The sequence below is a fragment of the Pedococcus sp. 5OH_020 genome (genome assembly GCF_027812955.1).
GTDB lineage: Bacteria > Actinomycetota > Actinomycetes > Actinomycetales > Dermatophilaceae > Pedococcus.
In genome coordinates, this window is record NZ_JAPYZV010000009.1 from 134,196 (window position 1) to 149,025 (window position 14,830).

The 14,830-nt window shown below is 70.0% G+C and carries 15 protein-coding genes; 4 read left to right on the plus strand and 11 right to left on the minus strand.

All coding sequences use genetic code 11. From position 1 onward, the window contains the following. Positions 1-195 precede the first annotated feature (195 nt). From PHA84_RS16950 to PHA84_RS16960, 3 genes are all read left to right on the plus strand, one after another. The gene (locus PHA84_RS16950; RefSeq protein WP_270889316.1) at positions 196-1,065 is read left to right on the plus strand and encodes a universal stress protein; all 870 of its coding nucleotides are present in this window, start codon (positions 196-198) and stop codon (positions 1,063-1,065) included. Between the two features lie 14 nt (positions 1,066-1,079). After that, entirely contained in the window at positions 1,080-1,820 is a 741-nt protein-coding gene (locus PHA84_RS16955) for a pyridoxamine 5'-phosphate oxidase family protein (RefSeq protein WP_270889317.1), read from the plus strand. Between the two features lie 187 nt (positions 1,821-2,007). Further along, positions 2,008-2,769, plus strand: coding sequence for an SDR family NAD(P)-dependent oxidoreductase (locus tag PHA84_RS16960; protein ID WP_270889318.1), 762 nt, complete (start codon positions 2,008-2,010; stop codon positions 2,767-2,769). 119 nt (positions 2,770-2,888) lie between these two features. Here PHA84_RS16960 and dmpG read toward each other — a convergent pair whose 3' ends face one another. The 6 genes from dmpG to PHA84_RS16990 all read right to left on the minus strand — a co-directional run bounded on the left by dmpG (position 2,889) and on the right by PHA84_RS16990 (position 7,903). After that, positions 2,889-3,923, minus strand: a complete 1,035-nt coding sequence (dmpG, locus tag PHA84_RS16965) for a 4-hydroxy-2-oxovalerate aldolase (RefSeq protein ID WP_270889319.1) — start codon at positions 3,921-3,923, stop codon at positions 2,889-2,891. Next, on the minus strand, positions 3,920-4,891 hold the full coding sequence (locus PHA84_RS16970) for an acetaldehyde dehydrogenase (acetylating) (RefSeq protein ID WP_270889320.1): 972 nt from the start codon (positions 4,889-4,891) through the stop codon (positions 3,920-3,922). The genes dmpG and PHA84_RS16970 overlap by 4 nt, the downstream gene beginning before the upstream one ends. Continuing rightward, positions 4,888-5,712: a 2-keto-4-pentenoate hydratase gene (locus PHA84_RS16975; RefSeq protein WP_270889321.1), complete on the minus strand. Its 825-nt coding sequence runs from the start codon at positions 5,710-5,712 to the stop codon at positions 4,888-4,890. The genes PHA84_RS16970 and PHA84_RS16975 overlap by 4 nt, the downstream gene beginning before the upstream one ends. A gap of 88 nt (positions 5,713-5,800) precedes the next feature. Then, positions 5,801-6,616 (minus strand): IclR family transcriptional regulator, encoded by an 816-nt coding sequence (locus tag PHA84_RS16980; RefSeq protein ID WP_270889322.1) that lies wholly within the window; start codon positions 6,614-6,616, stop codon positions 5,801-5,803. A gap of 16 nt (positions 6,617-6,632) precedes the next feature. Further along, positions 6,633-7,271, minus strand: coding sequence for a TetR/AcrR family transcriptional regulator (locus PHA84_RS16985; protein WP_270889323.1), 639 nt, complete (start codon positions 7,269-7,271; stop codon positions 6,633-6,635). Further along, entirely contained in the window at positions 7,268-7,903 is a 636-nt protein-coding gene (locus tag PHA84_RS16990) for a TetR/AcrR family transcriptional regulator (RefSeq protein WP_270889324.1), read from the minus strand. The genes PHA84_RS16985 and PHA84_RS16990 overlap by 4 nt, the downstream gene beginning before the upstream one ends. Before the next feature lie 190 nt (positions 7,904-8,093). Between PHA84_RS16990 and PHA84_RS16995 the strand changes: the two genes are divergently transcribed. Beyond that, positions 8,094-9,344: a flavin reductase family protein gene (locus PHA84_RS16995; RefSeq protein ID WP_270889325.1), complete on the plus strand. Its 1,251-nt coding sequence runs from the start codon at positions 8,094-8,096 to the stop codon at positions 9,342-9,344. 35 nt (positions 9,345-9,379) lie between these two features. Here the strand turns inward: PHA84_RS16995 and PHA84_RS17000 are convergent, their stop codons facing one another. The 5 genes from PHA84_RS17000 to PHA84_RS17020 all read right to left on the minus strand — a co-directional run bounded on the left by PHA84_RS17000 (position 9,380) and on the right by PHA84_RS17020 (position 14,778). Then, a complete protein-coding gene (locus PHA84_RS17000) occupies positions 9,380-10,366 on the minus strand; it encodes a family 43 glycosylhydrolase (RefSeq protein ID WP_270889326.1) in 987 nt (328 codons plus the stop codon). Positions 10,367-10,532: 166 nt separating this feature from the next. Continuing rightward, the gene (locus PHA84_RS17005; protein WP_270889327.1) at positions 10,533-11,939 is read right to left on the minus strand and encodes an FAD-dependent oxidoreductase; all 1,407 of its coding nucleotides are present in this window, start codon (positions 11,937-11,939) and stop codon (positions 10,533-10,535) included. Then, positions 11,921-12,724 carry an aspartate/glutamate racemase family protein gene (locus tag PHA84_RS17010; RefSeq protein ID WP_270889328.1) on the minus strand — a complete coding sequence of 268 codons (804 nt, stop codon included), beginning with the start codon at positions 12,722-12,724 and terminating at the stop codon, positions 11,921-11,923. Before PHA84_RS17010 ends, PHA84_RS17005 begins: the two co-directional genes overlap by 19 nt. 3 nt (positions 12,725-12,727) lie before the next feature. Continuing rightward, positions 12,728-14,185 (minus strand): FAD-dependent oxidoreductase, encoded by a 1,458-nt coding sequence (locus tag PHA84_RS17015; protein ID WP_270889329.1) that lies wholly within the window; start codon positions 14,183-14,185, stop codon positions 12,728-12,730. Then, complete coding sequence (locus tag PHA84_RS17020) at positions 14,182-14,778, minus strand: cysteine hydrolase family protein (RefSeq protein WP_270889330.1); 597 nt, start codon at positions 14,776-14,778, stop codon at positions 14,182-14,184. Before PHA84_RS17020 ends, PHA84_RS17015 begins: the two co-directional genes overlap by 4 nt. Positions 14,779-14,830: the final 52 nt, after the last annotated feature.

A 14,830-nucleotide genomic window follows, 5' to 3' on the forward strand; every position in this document is an offset into this window, starting at 1 on the left:
CCTCCGAAGTCATGGCCGAGACGCTCGCGGAGCCCGCAGGTGGCGCTGACCGGCCTGGGCTCAGGTTCCCGCTCCACGCCCGCTCCGAGGAGGGCCTAAAGTCCCGCGTTGCTGAGCGCCCACGGCCCGGCGGGACCTTCGGCCCTGCTGCTGGCGGGGAGCGCCCGCCATCCTACGGAGGGAGAGGAGTCAGCCATGAACACCATGAATACTCAACCCTGCCAAGCGGTCGTGGTGGGCGTTGACCACAACCCGTCCAGTGACCGTGCCGTCGACGTGGGCGTCAAGCAGGCCAGAGTCTCCCACCGGCCGCTTCACCTGGTCTTCGCCACGGGCGTCGGGCTCGTGCCCTACACCCGGGAGTATCTCGCGACGAAGCTGGACTTCCTACGGCGGCGCCGCGACCGCGCCGCTGAGCAGGCTCCCGACCTCGACATCACCTACGCCGTTCAGGTCGACGACCCAGCCGCCCTGCTGGTCAAAGCCAGCGCCACCGCGTCGCTGGTGGTGCTCGGCTCCGCGGGGCTCGGCCAGACGGTGGATGTGCTGCGTGGGGCCACCGCAGCCAAGCTGATGGCGCATGCCCACTGTCCGGTCATGGTCACCCCCCACGCCGCGACCTGGGATGTCGACGGGCCCATCGTCGTAGGCGTCGACGCCACCGAGCACTCGACGCCGGCGCTGGAGTGGGCCTTTGCGCAGGCTTCCGCCGAAGGGGCGGAGCTGGTTCCGGTCCACACGTGGTGGTGGGAGGAGCCTGATCCCTTCCTCTCGGGCGGTTCGTGGGAGGACGAATGGGTCGCGATGTCGCAGACCCAGACGCTGGAGCTCTCCGAGATGCTTGCCGGATGGCGCGAGAAGTACCCGGACGTAGCCGTCAGCCCGACCGTGGTGCGCGGGCAGGCCGCCGAGATCCTGGTGGAGGCCTCACCCTCCTCACGGCTCGTGGTCGTCGGAACCCGCGGTCGCGGCGGCTTCGCGGGTCTCCTCCTGGGCTCGGTGAGCATCCACACGGCCCATCGGGCGAGCTGCCCCGTCGTCGTCGTGCCATCCACCCACCCCTGACACGAGCCACCTACGTGGGCATCAGCATCCGGCCGAGAGCCGGCAGGGTGGCCTTCGACCTGGACGGCGAGATCGCCGTGCTTCCCGTGAACCACACCATGATGGGGATGGACGTCTGCTTCAGAGCCCTCGGAGACTCCAAGATCCAGGTGGCAGTCGACCAGCAGCGCGTCGCGTTCGAGGCCGACGGCTACGACGCCGGCTCCAGGACGGGCTGGAGTCCCCGGGGACCTGTCGGAGATGACCTGGATCAGGCTGCGCGCGCAGGGACGGGACCTTCTGCCCGGGTGCGACAGCCAGGGACGCTGCATGCTCCGGCTATGAGAGACAACGGAAACCACGATGCGCCACCGTCGGCCGAGGCCGACCTGGGCGAGGTCGTAGCCGGCATGACGAATGACGGCTCCGCGAGCGACATCGCGGCGGCGGCGGTCAAGCTGGCAAGGGAGCTGGGAGCCGGAGTGCGCTTCGTCCAGGTGCTCTCCAGCAGGGTTACCGGTGAGGCCCGAGCAGACGCTGAGTCTGCGACGTTCGCGGCAGCGCTTCGCGCGCTGCATGGGCGCCCCAGAGTGCGGGCCACCTTCGAGGCACCGTGGGGCGATCCCGGGAAGCTCCTCGTCGACAGGAGCCTTGCCGCGATGGGCCTCGTCGTCGGCGCCGACCAGCCACACCTGGACCACGACGGTACGGTCGCCGCGTACTGCCTCGCGCACGCCCGCTGCCCTGTCCACGTGGTCGACTTTGGTGACGAGTGAGGGCCGACCGTCTCGCACGGGAAGAGCGCCCGACTCTCGAGAACGCGGAGGACTCTCGAGAACGCGGAGGACTCTCGAGAACGCGGAGGACTCTCGAGAACGCCGAGGCTTTTCGGGACCAACGACCCTGGGCCGGGATGAGTGGCAGGACAAGGCTGGTCGGTATCCAGGAAAGGGATGACTGACGATGAACAGCTATGGACTGGGCGGCAAGACCGCCGTCATCACTGGGGGAGCTTCCGGTATCGGTCGGGCGTGCGCCCACGTGATGGCTCGCTCGGGTGCCGATATCTCGATCTGGGACCGCGAGCAGGAAGCCATCGACCTCGTGCTCAAAGAGCTCGAGGACTACGACTATCGGATGCACGGTGCGGTCGTGGACGTCAGCGACTCGGCCGCGGTGGAGCGAGCGATGGACGAGGTCGTCCGCTCCCTGGGCCACGTCAGCATCGCTGTCTGCAATGCGGGCATCGGGGGTGAGTCCCTCACGAGCGGCGACTACACCGACGACGCCTGGCACCAGGTGCTCCGGGTCAACCTCGACGGCGTGTTCTACACCCAGCGGGCCGCGATCCGCGCCATGAAGGCCTCCGGCCGCGGCGGTTCCATCATCAACATGGCATCGATCCTCGGAGTCGTCGCCTTCCCCACCGCCAGCGCGTACACCGCCGCCAAGCACGGGGTCGTCGGCCTGACACAGGCTGCCGCCTGGGAGCATGCCGTCGACGGCATCCGCGTCAACGCGGTGGGTCCCGGTTTCATCCGCACCCCGCTGATCGACGCCCACCTCACCGAGGAGATGATTGCAGGGCTGGCGGCGCAGCACGCTCTACAGCGCATCGGTGAGCCGGAGGAGGTCGCCGAGCTGGTCGCGTGGCTGGCCAGTGACGCCGCATCGTTCGCGACGGGCGCCTACTACCCCATCGACGGCGGCTACCTCGCGCGCTGAGGTGGTCCCGCGGCGTTGCGCTGTGATCCGGGGCGGCGCATGCCGCTGAGGTGGGCGCGAAAGTCGAATGCCGCGTCGCGAGCCGAACGCCGCCTTGACGAACCCCGCTCATCGCTGCGTCACCCCGCTGCCGTGACAAGCGCTCCGGTGAGGTCGAGCGCGATGTCGACGATCATGTCCTCCTGGCCGCCGACGAGCCCGCGACGGCCGACCTCGAGCAGGATGGTGCGCACGTCGACGCCGTACTCCGCGGAGGCGCGTTCGGCATGTCGAAGGAAGCTCGAGTACACCCCCGCATAGCCGAGCGTCAGCGTCTCCCGATCCACCTGCACGGGGCGGTCCTGCAGTGGCCGCACCAGGTCCTCCGCGGCGTCCTGCAACGCGAACAGGTCGCAGCTGTGGTGCCACCCCTGCAACGACGCCACCGCGACGAATGGTTCGATCGGGCAGTTCCCCGCTCCGGCGCCATGACCAGCCAACGACGCATCCACGCGCGTCACACCCTCCTCGACGGCAACGACGGAGTTCGCCACCGCCAGCGACAGGTTCTGGTGGGCGTGGATGCCGACCTGCGTCGACGGGTCCAGCGCGTCACGGTAGGCGCGCACGCGCTCGCGGACGCCCTCCATGGTGAGCCGGCCGCCGGAGTCGGTGACGTAGACACAGTGCGCGCCGTACGACTCCATGAGCCTCGCCTGGGCTGCGAGCTCGGCGGCGGGGGCCAGATGGCTCATCATGAGGAAGCCCGACACGTCCATCCCGAGCTCCCGCGCCGTCGCGATGTGCTGGGCCGCGACATCGGCCTCGGTGCAGTGGGTCGCGATCCGGATCGACCGCACGCCAAGGGAGTACGCGTGCTTGAGCTCTGCGATCGTCCCGATCCCAGGTAGCAGCAGCGTCGTCAGCCTCGCCCGGCTCAGGTTCGCCGCCGCAGCTTCGATCCACTCCCAGTCGGTGTTGCTGCCGGGCCCGTAGTTGAGGCTGCCACCGGCGAGACCGTCGCCGTGCGCCACCTCGATGGCGTCCACACCGGCGCCGTCGAGCGCTCTGACGATCCGGCCGACGTCGGTCGGCGTGATCCGGTGACGGACAGCGTGCATGCCGTCCCGGAGAGTGACGTCTTGCAGGTACAGCTCGGGGACGTGCGTGGTCATGACATCACCTCTGCGGCAGCGGGTTCCGGTGCCTGCGCCACGCGGGCGGCAATGCTCTGCGCCACCCGCAGCGCCGCCGACGTCATGATGTCGAGGTTGCCCGCATACGCCGGGAGGTAGTGGGCGGCGCCCTCCACCTCCAGGAAGACGGATACCTTGGTGGTCACCCGAGGGCTGCCTGCCGGCACGAGCGTGTGCACCGGCTCATCGGCGCCGATCGGCGTGAACTGGACCTTCTGCTTCAGCCGGTATCCGGGGACGTACTGCGCGACCTTCGCCACCATCTGCTCGACCGAGCCGCGGACGGCGTCATGGTCGGCCTCACCGATGAGGCAGAACACCGTGTCGCGCATGATGAGCGGCGGGTCGGCAGGGTTGAGGATGATGATCGCCTTGCCCCGCGCCGCGCCACCCACCTGCTCGATCGCCGCAGCGGTCGTCTCGGTGAACTCGTCGATGTTCGCGCGGGTACCCGGCCCCGCCGACTTCGACGCGATCGAGGCGACGATCTCGGCATACGGCACGTCGGTGACCTGCGACACCGCCGCGACGACCGGGATCGTCGCCTGCCCGCCGCACGTCACCATGTTGACGTTGTGGACGTCGCGCTCCAGGTGCGCCTCGAGGTTCACCGCCGGCACGACGTACGGCCCGATCGCGGCCGGAGTGAGGTCGACGAGTTTCTTGCCGTATGCCCCCAGCTTGGCCGCGTTGGCGACGTGTGCCTTCGCGGACGTGGCGTCGAAGACGATCTGGATGTCGGCGAACCCGTCGAGCGCGATGAGCCCGTCCACGCCCTCCGCCGTCGTGGGGATGCCGAGCCGGGCTGCCCGGGCCAGACCGTCGGAGCCGGGGTCGATCCCCACCATGGCTCCCATCTCGAGGCTGTCGGACAGCCGGATCACCTTGAACATCAGGTCCGTCCCGATGTTGCCGGAGCCGATGATGGCTACCTTGACCCTGCTCACTGCTCGTCCTCTCCCGCGAACGTGACGCTGACACTGCCGATGCCGGAGACCTCTGCACGGACGCTGCTGCCCGCGCGGACCGCCACCATGGGGCCCAGAGCTCCGGAGAGCACCAGCTGGCCCGCCCGAAGCGGATCGCCAAGCTCTCGCGACGTTCTGGCAAGCCACAGCAGGGCTTCCAGCGGGTCACCCAGACAGGCTTCACCTGTGCCCTCCGAGGCGACGCTGCCGTCCACGGTCATCGTCATGACGACCTCGCGCGGCTCGAACCGGTCCAGAGTCACCCGGTCTTCGCCGAGCACGTAGAGCGCACTGGAGGCGTTGTCGGCCACGGTGTCGGTGATCCGGATGTCCCAGCCGGCGACCCGGCTGTCGACGATCTCCAGCGCGGCCACTGCATAGTCCACGGAACTTCGTACGGCGTCGAGGTCGAGGTGGTCGGAGTCAAGATCGCTGCCGAGGACGAAGGCCACCTCCGCCTCGATCTTGGGCTGCAGCAGCGTGGCGGTGGATACCGGCGCAGCGCCTGACGCGTCCATGTCGCCGAAGAGCACACCGAAGTCCGGCTGGGCTACGCCGAGCTGCTGCTGGACGGCGGGCGACGTGAGACCGATCTTGCGACCGACGATCCGGCCCCCTTCGGCCAGCCGGCGCTGGGTGAGCATCCGCTGGGTCCGGTACGCGAGGGCGACATTGCGGTCACCGAGGACGTCGCGCACCGGGGCACACGGCACGCCGGTCTCTGCGGCTCGCCTGAGCCGGTCGGCGGCAACGGTGGCGACCGAGACGCGCTCGTCGTCGCGCTGCGCTGCTGTGGTCATCGCTGGTCCTCTCGTGGTGGGGGCCTCCCACGATGACGCCTGGTGCGTGCCGGTTCCACCACGTCGTTCCACTGAGTGGAACCTGGGGTCAAGAGCGGTGGTCCTGCAGGGAAGAGCGTCGGGCGAGGGTCGCGGAGATGCCCGCGGCCGCGGCTCGGACCGCGGCAGCGTGCTTCTCGGGATGGAACCGGGTGACCGGACCCGTCGCGCTGACCGCGGCGATGGGACGGTCCTCGCGGTCGAGCACCGCGGCGGCGGCACACACGATCCCGACCGCCGACTCCTCGTACTCGTACGCGATCCCGGTCTCGACCACCGAAGCCAGCTGACGTGCCAGCATCCCGGGTGCCGTGATCGTCCTCGGCGTCCTGCGCGCGAGGCCCTGGGCCACCACCGACTCAAGCAGCTGCGGCGGTGAGCTGGCCAGCAGCGCCTTGCCGATCGCGGTGCAGTGCAAGGGCATCCGTCCGCCGATGCGCGATGGGGACCGGACCTGCCGGTGACCACCGATCTTGGCGACGTAGACGACCTCCTGCCCCTCGGGGACGGCCAGGTGCACCGTCTCGTGGGTCCGCTCGTAGAGGTCCTCCATGAAGGGCGTCGCCACCTCGAGGAGCTGTCGCTCGACCGACGCGCGCATCCCCAGCTCGAACACCTGGCCGCTGAGGCGGTATCCCTCCTCGGTGCGGTCGAGCAGCCGCACCTCCACGAGGTCGGCGAGGACGCGGTGGAGAGTGCCCTTCGGCAGGCCCGTGCGTCGGGTGAGCTCCGCGAGAGTCACCCCGTGGTCCTCGACGGTGAAGGACGTCAGCACGGTCATGACCTTCCCGAGCACCGAGCGCGTGTCGAACCTGGCCTCGTCCAACCGAGCCCGGCCTTCCTCGGCCCGCGGGGTCGCCGCCACGTCCCTCGCCGGCCGCTCAGCCCGCTCGGCTGGCGGACTGCGCGCGGCTCGACGCCGCGTGGTCGAACATGCCGAGAAAGACCTCGAGGTACTCGTCCGGGTCCCAGTCGGCGTACACCTGCGAGCCGACGAGCAGTCCCTCGCTGAAGGTGATGACGAGGGTTGCAAGGTCCTCGGCGAGCGTCCGGTCCGAGTCGGGGCCCAGTGCCTGTCGGACGTACGCCGTGATCATGGCCGCGGTCTGCGACCGGATCGCGAGGAACGCCTCGCGGGCCGAGGCGTGCTCGTCGTGCTGGTCGAGGAGCACCTGCATGCCGATCCGAAGGAAGTCGGGCACGTCGCGCAGCGTGCGGGTGGAGGCGCCGAGGATCGACTGCAGCCCCTCGTGCAGGGTCGCCGCATCCGGTGCTGTCCACTGCGGCACGGTCCCGAGCCATTGGGCGAAGCTCGTCCGGATGACCTCCGCGAACAACGCGTCCTTGTCGGAGAAGTGCCAGTAGATGGAGCTGGCGGGCAGGCCCGACCGCTGGCTCACCGCGGCGATCGTGGCGCCGTGGAGGCCGCGCTCCTTCGCGAGCTGCGCTGCAGCAGCGAGGATCTTGTCCTTGGACCGGGCGCCGTCCGGAACCCCACCGGTCTGCGCGCGGGGGCTCATGAAGCGAGCCCTGTCGCCTGAAGGTGACCTGCCAGGCCTCGTGCCAACAGCGACACGTGTCGCCGGACGTCGCGCGCCGAGGTCACCCTGACCTGAAGGAAGAGGCCGTCCATCATCATCATGTAGAACTTCGCCAGCCGTTGGGGCAGTGCGGGGTCCGCCGACACCGCGTCGTCCTCGAGCACCTCGCGCCACCACCCCGCGACGGCGTCCTCGGTCTCCTGCCGGACCTGGCTGTAGAGGACCCGCGCCGCAGGCTCCTTGACGCGCTGCTGCAGCGCGAGCATGAGGCCGAGGCTCCAGAACTCGGGCTTCTGTGCGAGCGCCCGGGCGCCGCGCTGCAACCGGCCCTCCACCCGCTCGAGGAGGTCCCCGGAGTCCGCGCGCGGCGCCCAGGTCGGCGCGGTGCGACGCCACTCGCGGTAGCTGTGCTCGAGGGTGGCGGCCAACAGCTTGTCCTTGTTCCCGAAGTGCCAGTAGATCGAGCTGGCCGGCAGTCCGGTCCGCTCTGTCACGAGCGCTACGGTCGTGCCGTCGTAGCCGCGCTCCGCTGCGATGGCCAGCGTGGCGTCGAGGATCGCCAGCCGGGACTCCTCGCCCTGCTTGTGCCGCCGCTCCGATTTCCTCGCCACCGGTACTGTCTACCACAGCGGCTGGACAGCGGGGTGTCACACGGGTGTATCGCTCGCTACATGGACAAAGACGAGGGACCTCGCTGAAGCTGATGCACCCTCATGAGACGACCCTTGCGTCCAGGGGCGCCGCGTCGTACCTTTCTCTGTAGTAATCACTACAGAGACGCAAGGACGTGGAGGTGGCGTCATGACCGGCACACTGGCCCAGCAGTCGAGTGCCGTCGACCCGGCGGTGTACCGCGAGGTCATGGGGCACTACCCCACCGGCGTCGCGGTGGTCACCGGGTTCGACGGCGACCAGCCCGTCGGGATGGTCGTGGGCACGTTCAGCGCGGTGTCGCTCGACCCGCCGCTCGTGGCCTTCATGCCGACTGAACGCTCCCGCACGTACGCCCGGCTCGCCAACTCGCCGACATACTGCATCAACGTCCTGGCGCACGACCAGCTCGACCTGTGCCGGCGTATGGCGGTGCCTCGCGACGACAAGTTCGACGGCGTCGACTGGACGCTCTCAGCGGACGGCGCACCGATGCTCACCGACGCCGTGGCCCATATCCACTGCATGCCGCAGGCTGCGGTGCCCGCCGGTGACCACCTCATCGTCCTGTGCGACGTGCGCGGCATGGAGGTGTCCCGGCCGGTGACCCCGCTGCTCTTCTTCCAGGGCGGGTACGGCGGCTTCAGCCCGCGCGGGATGGCGGCCAAGGGGGACGCCGACCTGATCGCCGCCGTCCGGCTCGCGGACCCGGCACGGCCGCACATCGAGCGGCTGGCCCAGCAGCTGGAGTGCGAGGCGGCCGTGCTCGTGGGGCTCAACGAGGACGAGCTCACGACCGCGATGAGCTCGTACGGCGGGTGCGCGTCGATGCGGGAGCGCCTCGGTGACCGCATCCCGCTCATGCCACCCCTGGGCGAGGCGTACATCGCGGGCCAGTCGCCGGAGGTCGTGGAGCACTGGCTGGCCAAGGCGTCGTCGCAGGAACCCGAGGTCCTGCAGAGGTACCGTCAACGGCTGGACGTCGTCGCGGCCCGCGGCGCCGCGCTGGCGATGATCGCGCCGGGTGGCGAGGCGGCCTACCGTGAGCTGCACGAGGCGATGCAGGAGTACTCCTCGGGCGAGCTGACCCCGGCGCGGGAGCGAGCGGTGCGAGCGGTGGTCGCGCGCATGTCGCGGTTCTTCGCCACCGTCGACCTGACCGACGAGGAGCTCTACGACGTGGGCTCCGTGGTGGTGCCGGTGCACAACCCCGAGGGTGACATCTCCATGGTGGTGCGCCTGACGCAGCTGCCGCGCGGCGTCTCCGGCCGCACCGTGAAGGGGTGGATCAGCAGGCTGAAGCAGGCGGCAGGAAGCATCGAGAACGAGCTGCGCGGTAACGGTGGCGCCGAGCAGCTGCACGACTACCGGGCCTGGTACCCCAGCGACTTCCCCATGTGACACCAGGGCTAGGCTGCTGGCCGCAGATGAAGCCCTTAGACGGCTGGAAGGCCGTTGACCCAGCGCAGCTGGGCGGTCTTGGTGATCCGGGCACCGGGCGAGCTGGGAGTGGGCTTGTCTCGGTCCCATACGTGCCAGGCGATCCAGGTCCCTCCCGTGGCATCCGTGGTGACCTCGGCGCCGCCGGGACCGTGCCCGTAGCCCTGGCCTTCCTTCATCAGCGTCTTCACCCAACGGAAGGTGCCGTGGATGGAGTCGGCCACGTAGACGTCGGTGTGGTAGGCGTTGGTGTCAAAGCGGTCCCGCGAGACGAACAGCCAGACCCGGCCGCCGTGGCGCAGCAGCGACGGGGCCTCGTAGACCTTGTCGTTGACGCGGTGCAGCAGGTTGTCGACCTGCGATCCCGAGGTGAACCCCACTGCGCTTCCGCTGAACGTCAGCATCCGGGCGTTGATGTCGTAGTCGCCGATGGGAAACGCCCGGATGTTGCCGCGTCTCCAGACCAGGTAGCTGTTGCCGGCGCTGGTCACGTAGACGGATGAGTCGATGGCTTCCCAGCCCGCGGCGGCCCCGCAGGCGAGCTGATGGGGCGCGCTGTAGCCGTACCAGTAGCTGCGTGACGAGGCCCAGTACACGCAGTGCTTCGCGCCGTTCTTGCTGGCCGCGAAGAAGGCGAAGTAGTAGCTGCCCCGCTTGACGATGTGCGGGGCCCAGAAGCCCGCGTAGCCAGCCGGCTTGGTCGAGTAGATGTTTCCCGTCTTGGCGAAGGTGCCCGTGGGGGTACTGCGCCGAAAGATCGGCAGGATCCCGTCGCTCGCGCCGTTGCGGCTGCCACCTGTCCCCGCGACCAGCCACGTGGAGCCGTCCACCCGGGTGAAGCCCGGGTCGGCGATATAGCTGCTGTTGATCGTCGTGCCCGTTGCGGCGGACGCCGACGGCGCGACGCTCAGCGTGGCCGGCATGATGATGGCCGCCGCGAGCCCGGCGGCCGCGAGAGCTGGTGCGATTCGGCGTGATCTCATGGTGAGAGGAACCCCCCGACTTCGGATGACCGTACGTGGCTCTCCAGTCCCGGCCCCTGGCCGGCACGTGATGCCGGAGGCCCCTCCCCGGCTGAGAGTCCGAGCGTTTGCCCGGCGGGACGACCGTAGGGGCGAAATGGGCGGCTTGTCCAGCCGTCACGGGAGGTCAGCCAGCGGCGACCTCCGTTCCGATGACCCATCCCATCCCGAAGGCCGCCAGCAGCCCGTTCCCCGAGCTGTAGCCCTCGGACCTCTCACCCGCCAGTCCGACCGCGACGCCTCCACCCGCGCGTAGCCCGCGCACCGGGCTGCCGTCGGGCCGAAGCACCCGTCCGCGGGGGTCTATCGCCGCGCCGCCCTGTGTGGTCAGCACGCCGTGCGTGAGCCAGGCGTAGTGGAACGGCGCCTGAAGGGACCTGCGCCCCAGGACGGGCCGCAGCGACTCCTCGAGCACTGGCTGGTCCACTCGCAAGGCGGACGCCAGCGCCGCCACATCCGACGCCTGGCGGATCGCGCCCGCCTCAGCCGACTCGCGCATCATCTCCGAGTGCCGGGCGGTCTCCTGCGCCTGGGCGTCCCAGACCATGGCGGCCCGCTGACCCGGCTGTGCCTGGATCACGCCGGCGAGCCCCGAGTACCCGTGAGCCTGCTCGTCCACGAACCGGCGGCCGGCGGTGTTCACCAGAACTGCCCCCAGCCATGGGAGGTTGGGGTTGACGCGCGTCCCGTGACCGACGGTGACCTGACCGTGCCGCAAGCAGGCGCCCATGTTCACGAACTCCACGCCCAGCTCTTCGAGCCAGGCCACGCTGTCACCGGTGCTCGCGCTGGTGCCGCCGAAGAAGGGATCCCCTAGGGCGGCACAGTGGCGGCGCATCAGCTCGGGGTTCCCCGCGAAGCCGTCCGTGGCGAGGACCACCCGACCGGCTGCGACCTCGACCTGGCGGCGCCCCTGGCGTGCCGTGAGGCCCATGACCGTTACGGCGGGCCCGGACCCGAACACCTGCAGGGACCGCACCGGTGCGTCCTCCATCAGGGCGACGTTGTCGCGAGCTGCCAGGAGCGACCGCAGGTGCGTGATGAGCGGCCCGCCACCTCGACGCAGCGGGTCGGCGTGCAGCCGGGGCACGGACATGCCCTTGCGCGTCATGTCGACCCCCACCTCCAGGGCGTACCCGGAGTCGGCGATCCAAGAGACGTAATCCGGCGCTACCTGGCAGAGCGCCTCGACGAGGTCGCGCTGTCGCTCGTCGCCACTCTGGGCGAGGATCTCGTCGGCGTGCTGCTGCGGGGAGTCCTTGATGCCCGCGTCGCGCTGCCAGCGCGTCCCGGCAGCAGCGAGACTGCCGCTCGACACGGCGGCGTTGCTGCCTTCGCGCGCGTCCTTCTCCAGAACCGCCACGACCACGTCACGGTTCTCCGACGCGCGCAGCGCAGCCATGAGCCCACACGCACCGGCACCCGCGACCGCGAGGTCGACCTCGACCCGTTCGACCTCCTCCACCCGTTCGGCCTCCTCGATGCAGTCCTCCTGCTCGTCGTGGGCCATCGCACTCACAGCGCGGGCGCCCACGCGGTCGCGTAGAAGTCGTGGGCGGCGTCGACGAGAGCCCGTGGTGGCTGCTCGCCGTAGAAGCCGACCCGCGATGCCACCAGTCCGGCCCGGTGCTGACGAGCCCTGAGCTCGGCCACCTGCACGCAGGTGCCGAGCGAGTCGAGCACCGGCACGTCGTCGATGCGGTTGAGGCCTTGGGCGGCGAGGAACACGTTGAGCGGCCCCTCCCCCGGGACGATCACCGAGGCACCGTCGGCGATGGCCGCACGGGCAGCCTTGCGGAACGCCGCCAGCAGCGGTGCGGGCTCGGCATACGCCGCCATGAGGTCGGAGAACTCGACGCCCACCTGCCGGATGGGCCCCACCACCCGGTCCAGCCCGTAGAGCAGCATGTTGCGACGCAGCTGCGGCTCGAGCTCGGCGATGAAGCTCACGATGCCGACGCGGGCGCCCAGCATCGACGCCATCAAGACGGACGTCTGTCCGAACGCCACCACCGGGAGGTCGACGAGGCTGCGCACCTCCTCGTACGCCGTGTCCGGGATGGTCGCGATGAGGAACGCGTCGTAGCCCTCGTCCTGCGCCTGCAGTGCGGCGCGGACGAACTGCTCCTTGTGCAGGCCCGAGAGGTACGCGTACTTGATGTGCGTGCCGGGGTAGTCCGAGGGGTAGGTGCCCGGCCGCATCCCGTGCAGGTCCACCTCGGTGCCTTCGGACGCGGCGGCGCTCAGGTGCCGCTGAAGGGCGTCGCGGTAGTGCGGCACGTCGTCGAGGACGGTGAAGCTCTGATGCCAGATCCGCACGGCTCAGCCCTCCGCGGCGACGAGGGACGCGGCGTGTGCGCCGGCGATCTTCCCGAACGTCGCCCCGCGCAGCACCGACGTGGAACCGGTGTAGTTCGAGTAGTACAGCCCCGTCATCTCCCCTGCGGCGTAGAGCCCGGCGATCGTTCGCCCGTCACGGTCGACCACTCGCGAGGTGGCGTCGACCTTGAGCCCACCGAACGTGAAGACGTTGGCGGCGATGACCGGATACGCCTCGAACGGCGCAACCTCGATCGGCTTGGCCCAGTTGCACTTCGGCGGGGTCAGGCCGGTGGTGGCCAGCCCATCGGGACGCGTCGGGTCCCACTCACCCTCCGGACAGGCGGCGTTGTATGCAGCGACCGTCCCCTCCAGCGCCTGGGCATCGACGCCGATGCGCTCGGCGAGCTGTGCGACCGTGGCACCGCTCACCGGCGGCTCCACGGTGCGGATCGCCGTGCGGATGGTGGGCACGGCGCTGGCCGACGCATCGAGGACCAGCCAGGCGATGCCGTGCGGCTGATCCTGGATGTCGCGCGTCGTCCGCTCGTACCAGGCGTCCACAGGGCCACGCGCCTCGTCGACGAACCGCTCACCCTGCTCGTTGACGAGGACGCCGTACGGGAAAGCCATGATGGCCGCCTCGGGGTCGCCCGAGCGCGGGTCGACCGGCTCGGCGTGGAACAGCGCGAAGTTGCCCGCAGTAGCGGCGCCCAGGGCGAGAGCCATCTCGATGCCCTCGCCCTTGTTGTAGTTGCCACCCCGGGCGACCGGGCGGCACGTGAGCGCCTTGTCCCCGTGGTACCTGGCCATCATCTCCGGGTTGCCCTGGTAGCCGCCTGAGGCCAGCACCACCGCTCCGACGAAGTGGACCGCGGCACCGCTGTGGTCGGCGGCGTGCAGTCCGGCCACTCGACCGGCCGGGTCCACGACCAGCGAGCGCGCGGTGGTCTCGAAGTGGAAGTCGACACCGAGGTCGCGGGCCCTCTTGCCGAGGGTCTCGACGAGCGCGAGTCCACCGCCCACCGGAGCCAGTCGGGTGGTCGACACAGTGGGGAACAGCGTCGGCAGCTGGGCGAACGCGATGCCGTGGCTCTCGAGCCAGCGCAGCGTCGGACCGGCGTTGTCCGCGAAGGCCTCGACGTAGTCGAGGTCGACCACGTGGTGCGCGCGCAGCAGCGGTGAGCGCCGGTCCCGGTCAAGGACGGCGTCGGCCGTGAGGCCAGGGTCAGGGTGCCCCATGAAGTCGTCCACGAGCGCGTCGGTGAAACCCTCGGCCGGCTCGTCGGTCGACCTCATCCGCAGGTACGCCTCGGTGTAACGCGTGTTTCCGCCGGTCTCTGCCTCACTGGCACGGTCGAGCAGTCCGACCCGAGCGCCCACCCCTGCCGCGCTCACCGCGGCGCTCAGCCCGGCGATCCCGCCGCCGACCACGACGACGTCATAACGGTGGGTGGTCATGACCACTCCTGAAGGACCTGGTCGGAGCTGGCCACGGTGGCGAACATGGGAAGGGTCGTGTCGACCGCGAAGGCATGCGCCTCGGGGGAGAAGGAGGCGCACAGGTCCTCCAGGACCGTCACCTGCAGTCCCGCGTCGGTCGCGTGGCGCGCGCACGACTCCACGACCAGGTTGGTGGCGACTCCCCCGATGACGATGTGGTCGATGCCCTCGGCAGCCAGCACCTCGCGCAGCGGCGTGCCCACGAACGGGTCGACAGCACCCTTGTCGATGACCGGCTCGCCGTCGCGCGGGGCGAGCGCTTCCACGATCCGGGCCTCGGGGGAGCCGGCGAGCATCGCGCCGTCCTTGGGGTAGGCGTCGAAGCGCGCGGAGCGGTTGGTCCGCAGGCGGAATGTCGGGTCGAATGCCAGCCTCACATGCAGGACCGGTACGCCGGCCGCCCGCGCCGCGCAGAGCACCGTGGCCGCCTTCGTCAGGACGTCGCGCTCGCGCACCGCGTGCGCCAAGGCCGGCAGTCGGGTGTGTGGTCCCTCCTCGCAGAGGGCGACCTGGTAGTCCAGGAGCACGAGTGCGGTGGAGCGGTGCGTCATCATGGTTCCTTCGTCGGTGTCGGGAGTCGTGAGCTTTCAACGGGTGGGTAGG

Coding starts and splice junctions, on each gene's coding strand:
- PHA84_RS17015 (WP_270889329.1), bottom strand. CDS start 14,185: ATGACCACCCACCGTTATGACGTCGTCGTGGTCGGCGGCGGGATCGCC.
- dmpG (WP_270889319.1), bottom strand. CDS start 3,923: ATGACCACGCACGTCCCCGAGCTGTACCTGCAAGACGTCACTCTCCGG.
- PHA84_RS17000 (WP_270889326.1), bottom strand. CDS start 10,366: ATGAGATCACGCCGAATCGCACCAGCTCTCGCGGCCGCCGGGCTCGCG.
- PHA84_RS16995 (WP_270889325.1), top strand. CDS start 8,094: ATGACCGGCACACTGGCCCAGCAGTCGAGTGCCGTCGACCCGGCGGTG.
- PHA84_RS16985 (WP_270889323.1), bottom strand. CDS start 7,271: ATGAGCCCCCGCGCGCAGACCGGTGGGGTTCCGGACGGCGCCCGGTCC.
- PHA84_RS16975 (WP_270889321.1), bottom strand. CDS start 5,712: ATGACCACAGCAGCGCAGCGCGACGACGAGCGCGTCTCGGTCGCCACC.
- PHA84_RS16960 (WP_270889318.1), top strand. CDS start 2,008: ATGAACAGCTATGGACTGGGCGGCAAGACCGCCGTCATCACTGGGGGA.
- PHA84_RS17020 (WP_270889330.1), bottom strand. CDS start 14,778: ATGACGCACCGCTCCACCGCACTCGTGCTCCTGGACTACCAGGTCGCC.
- PHA84_RS16950 (WP_270889316.1), top strand. CDS start 196: ATGAACACCATGAATACTCAACCCTGCCAAGCGGTCGTGGTGGGCGTT.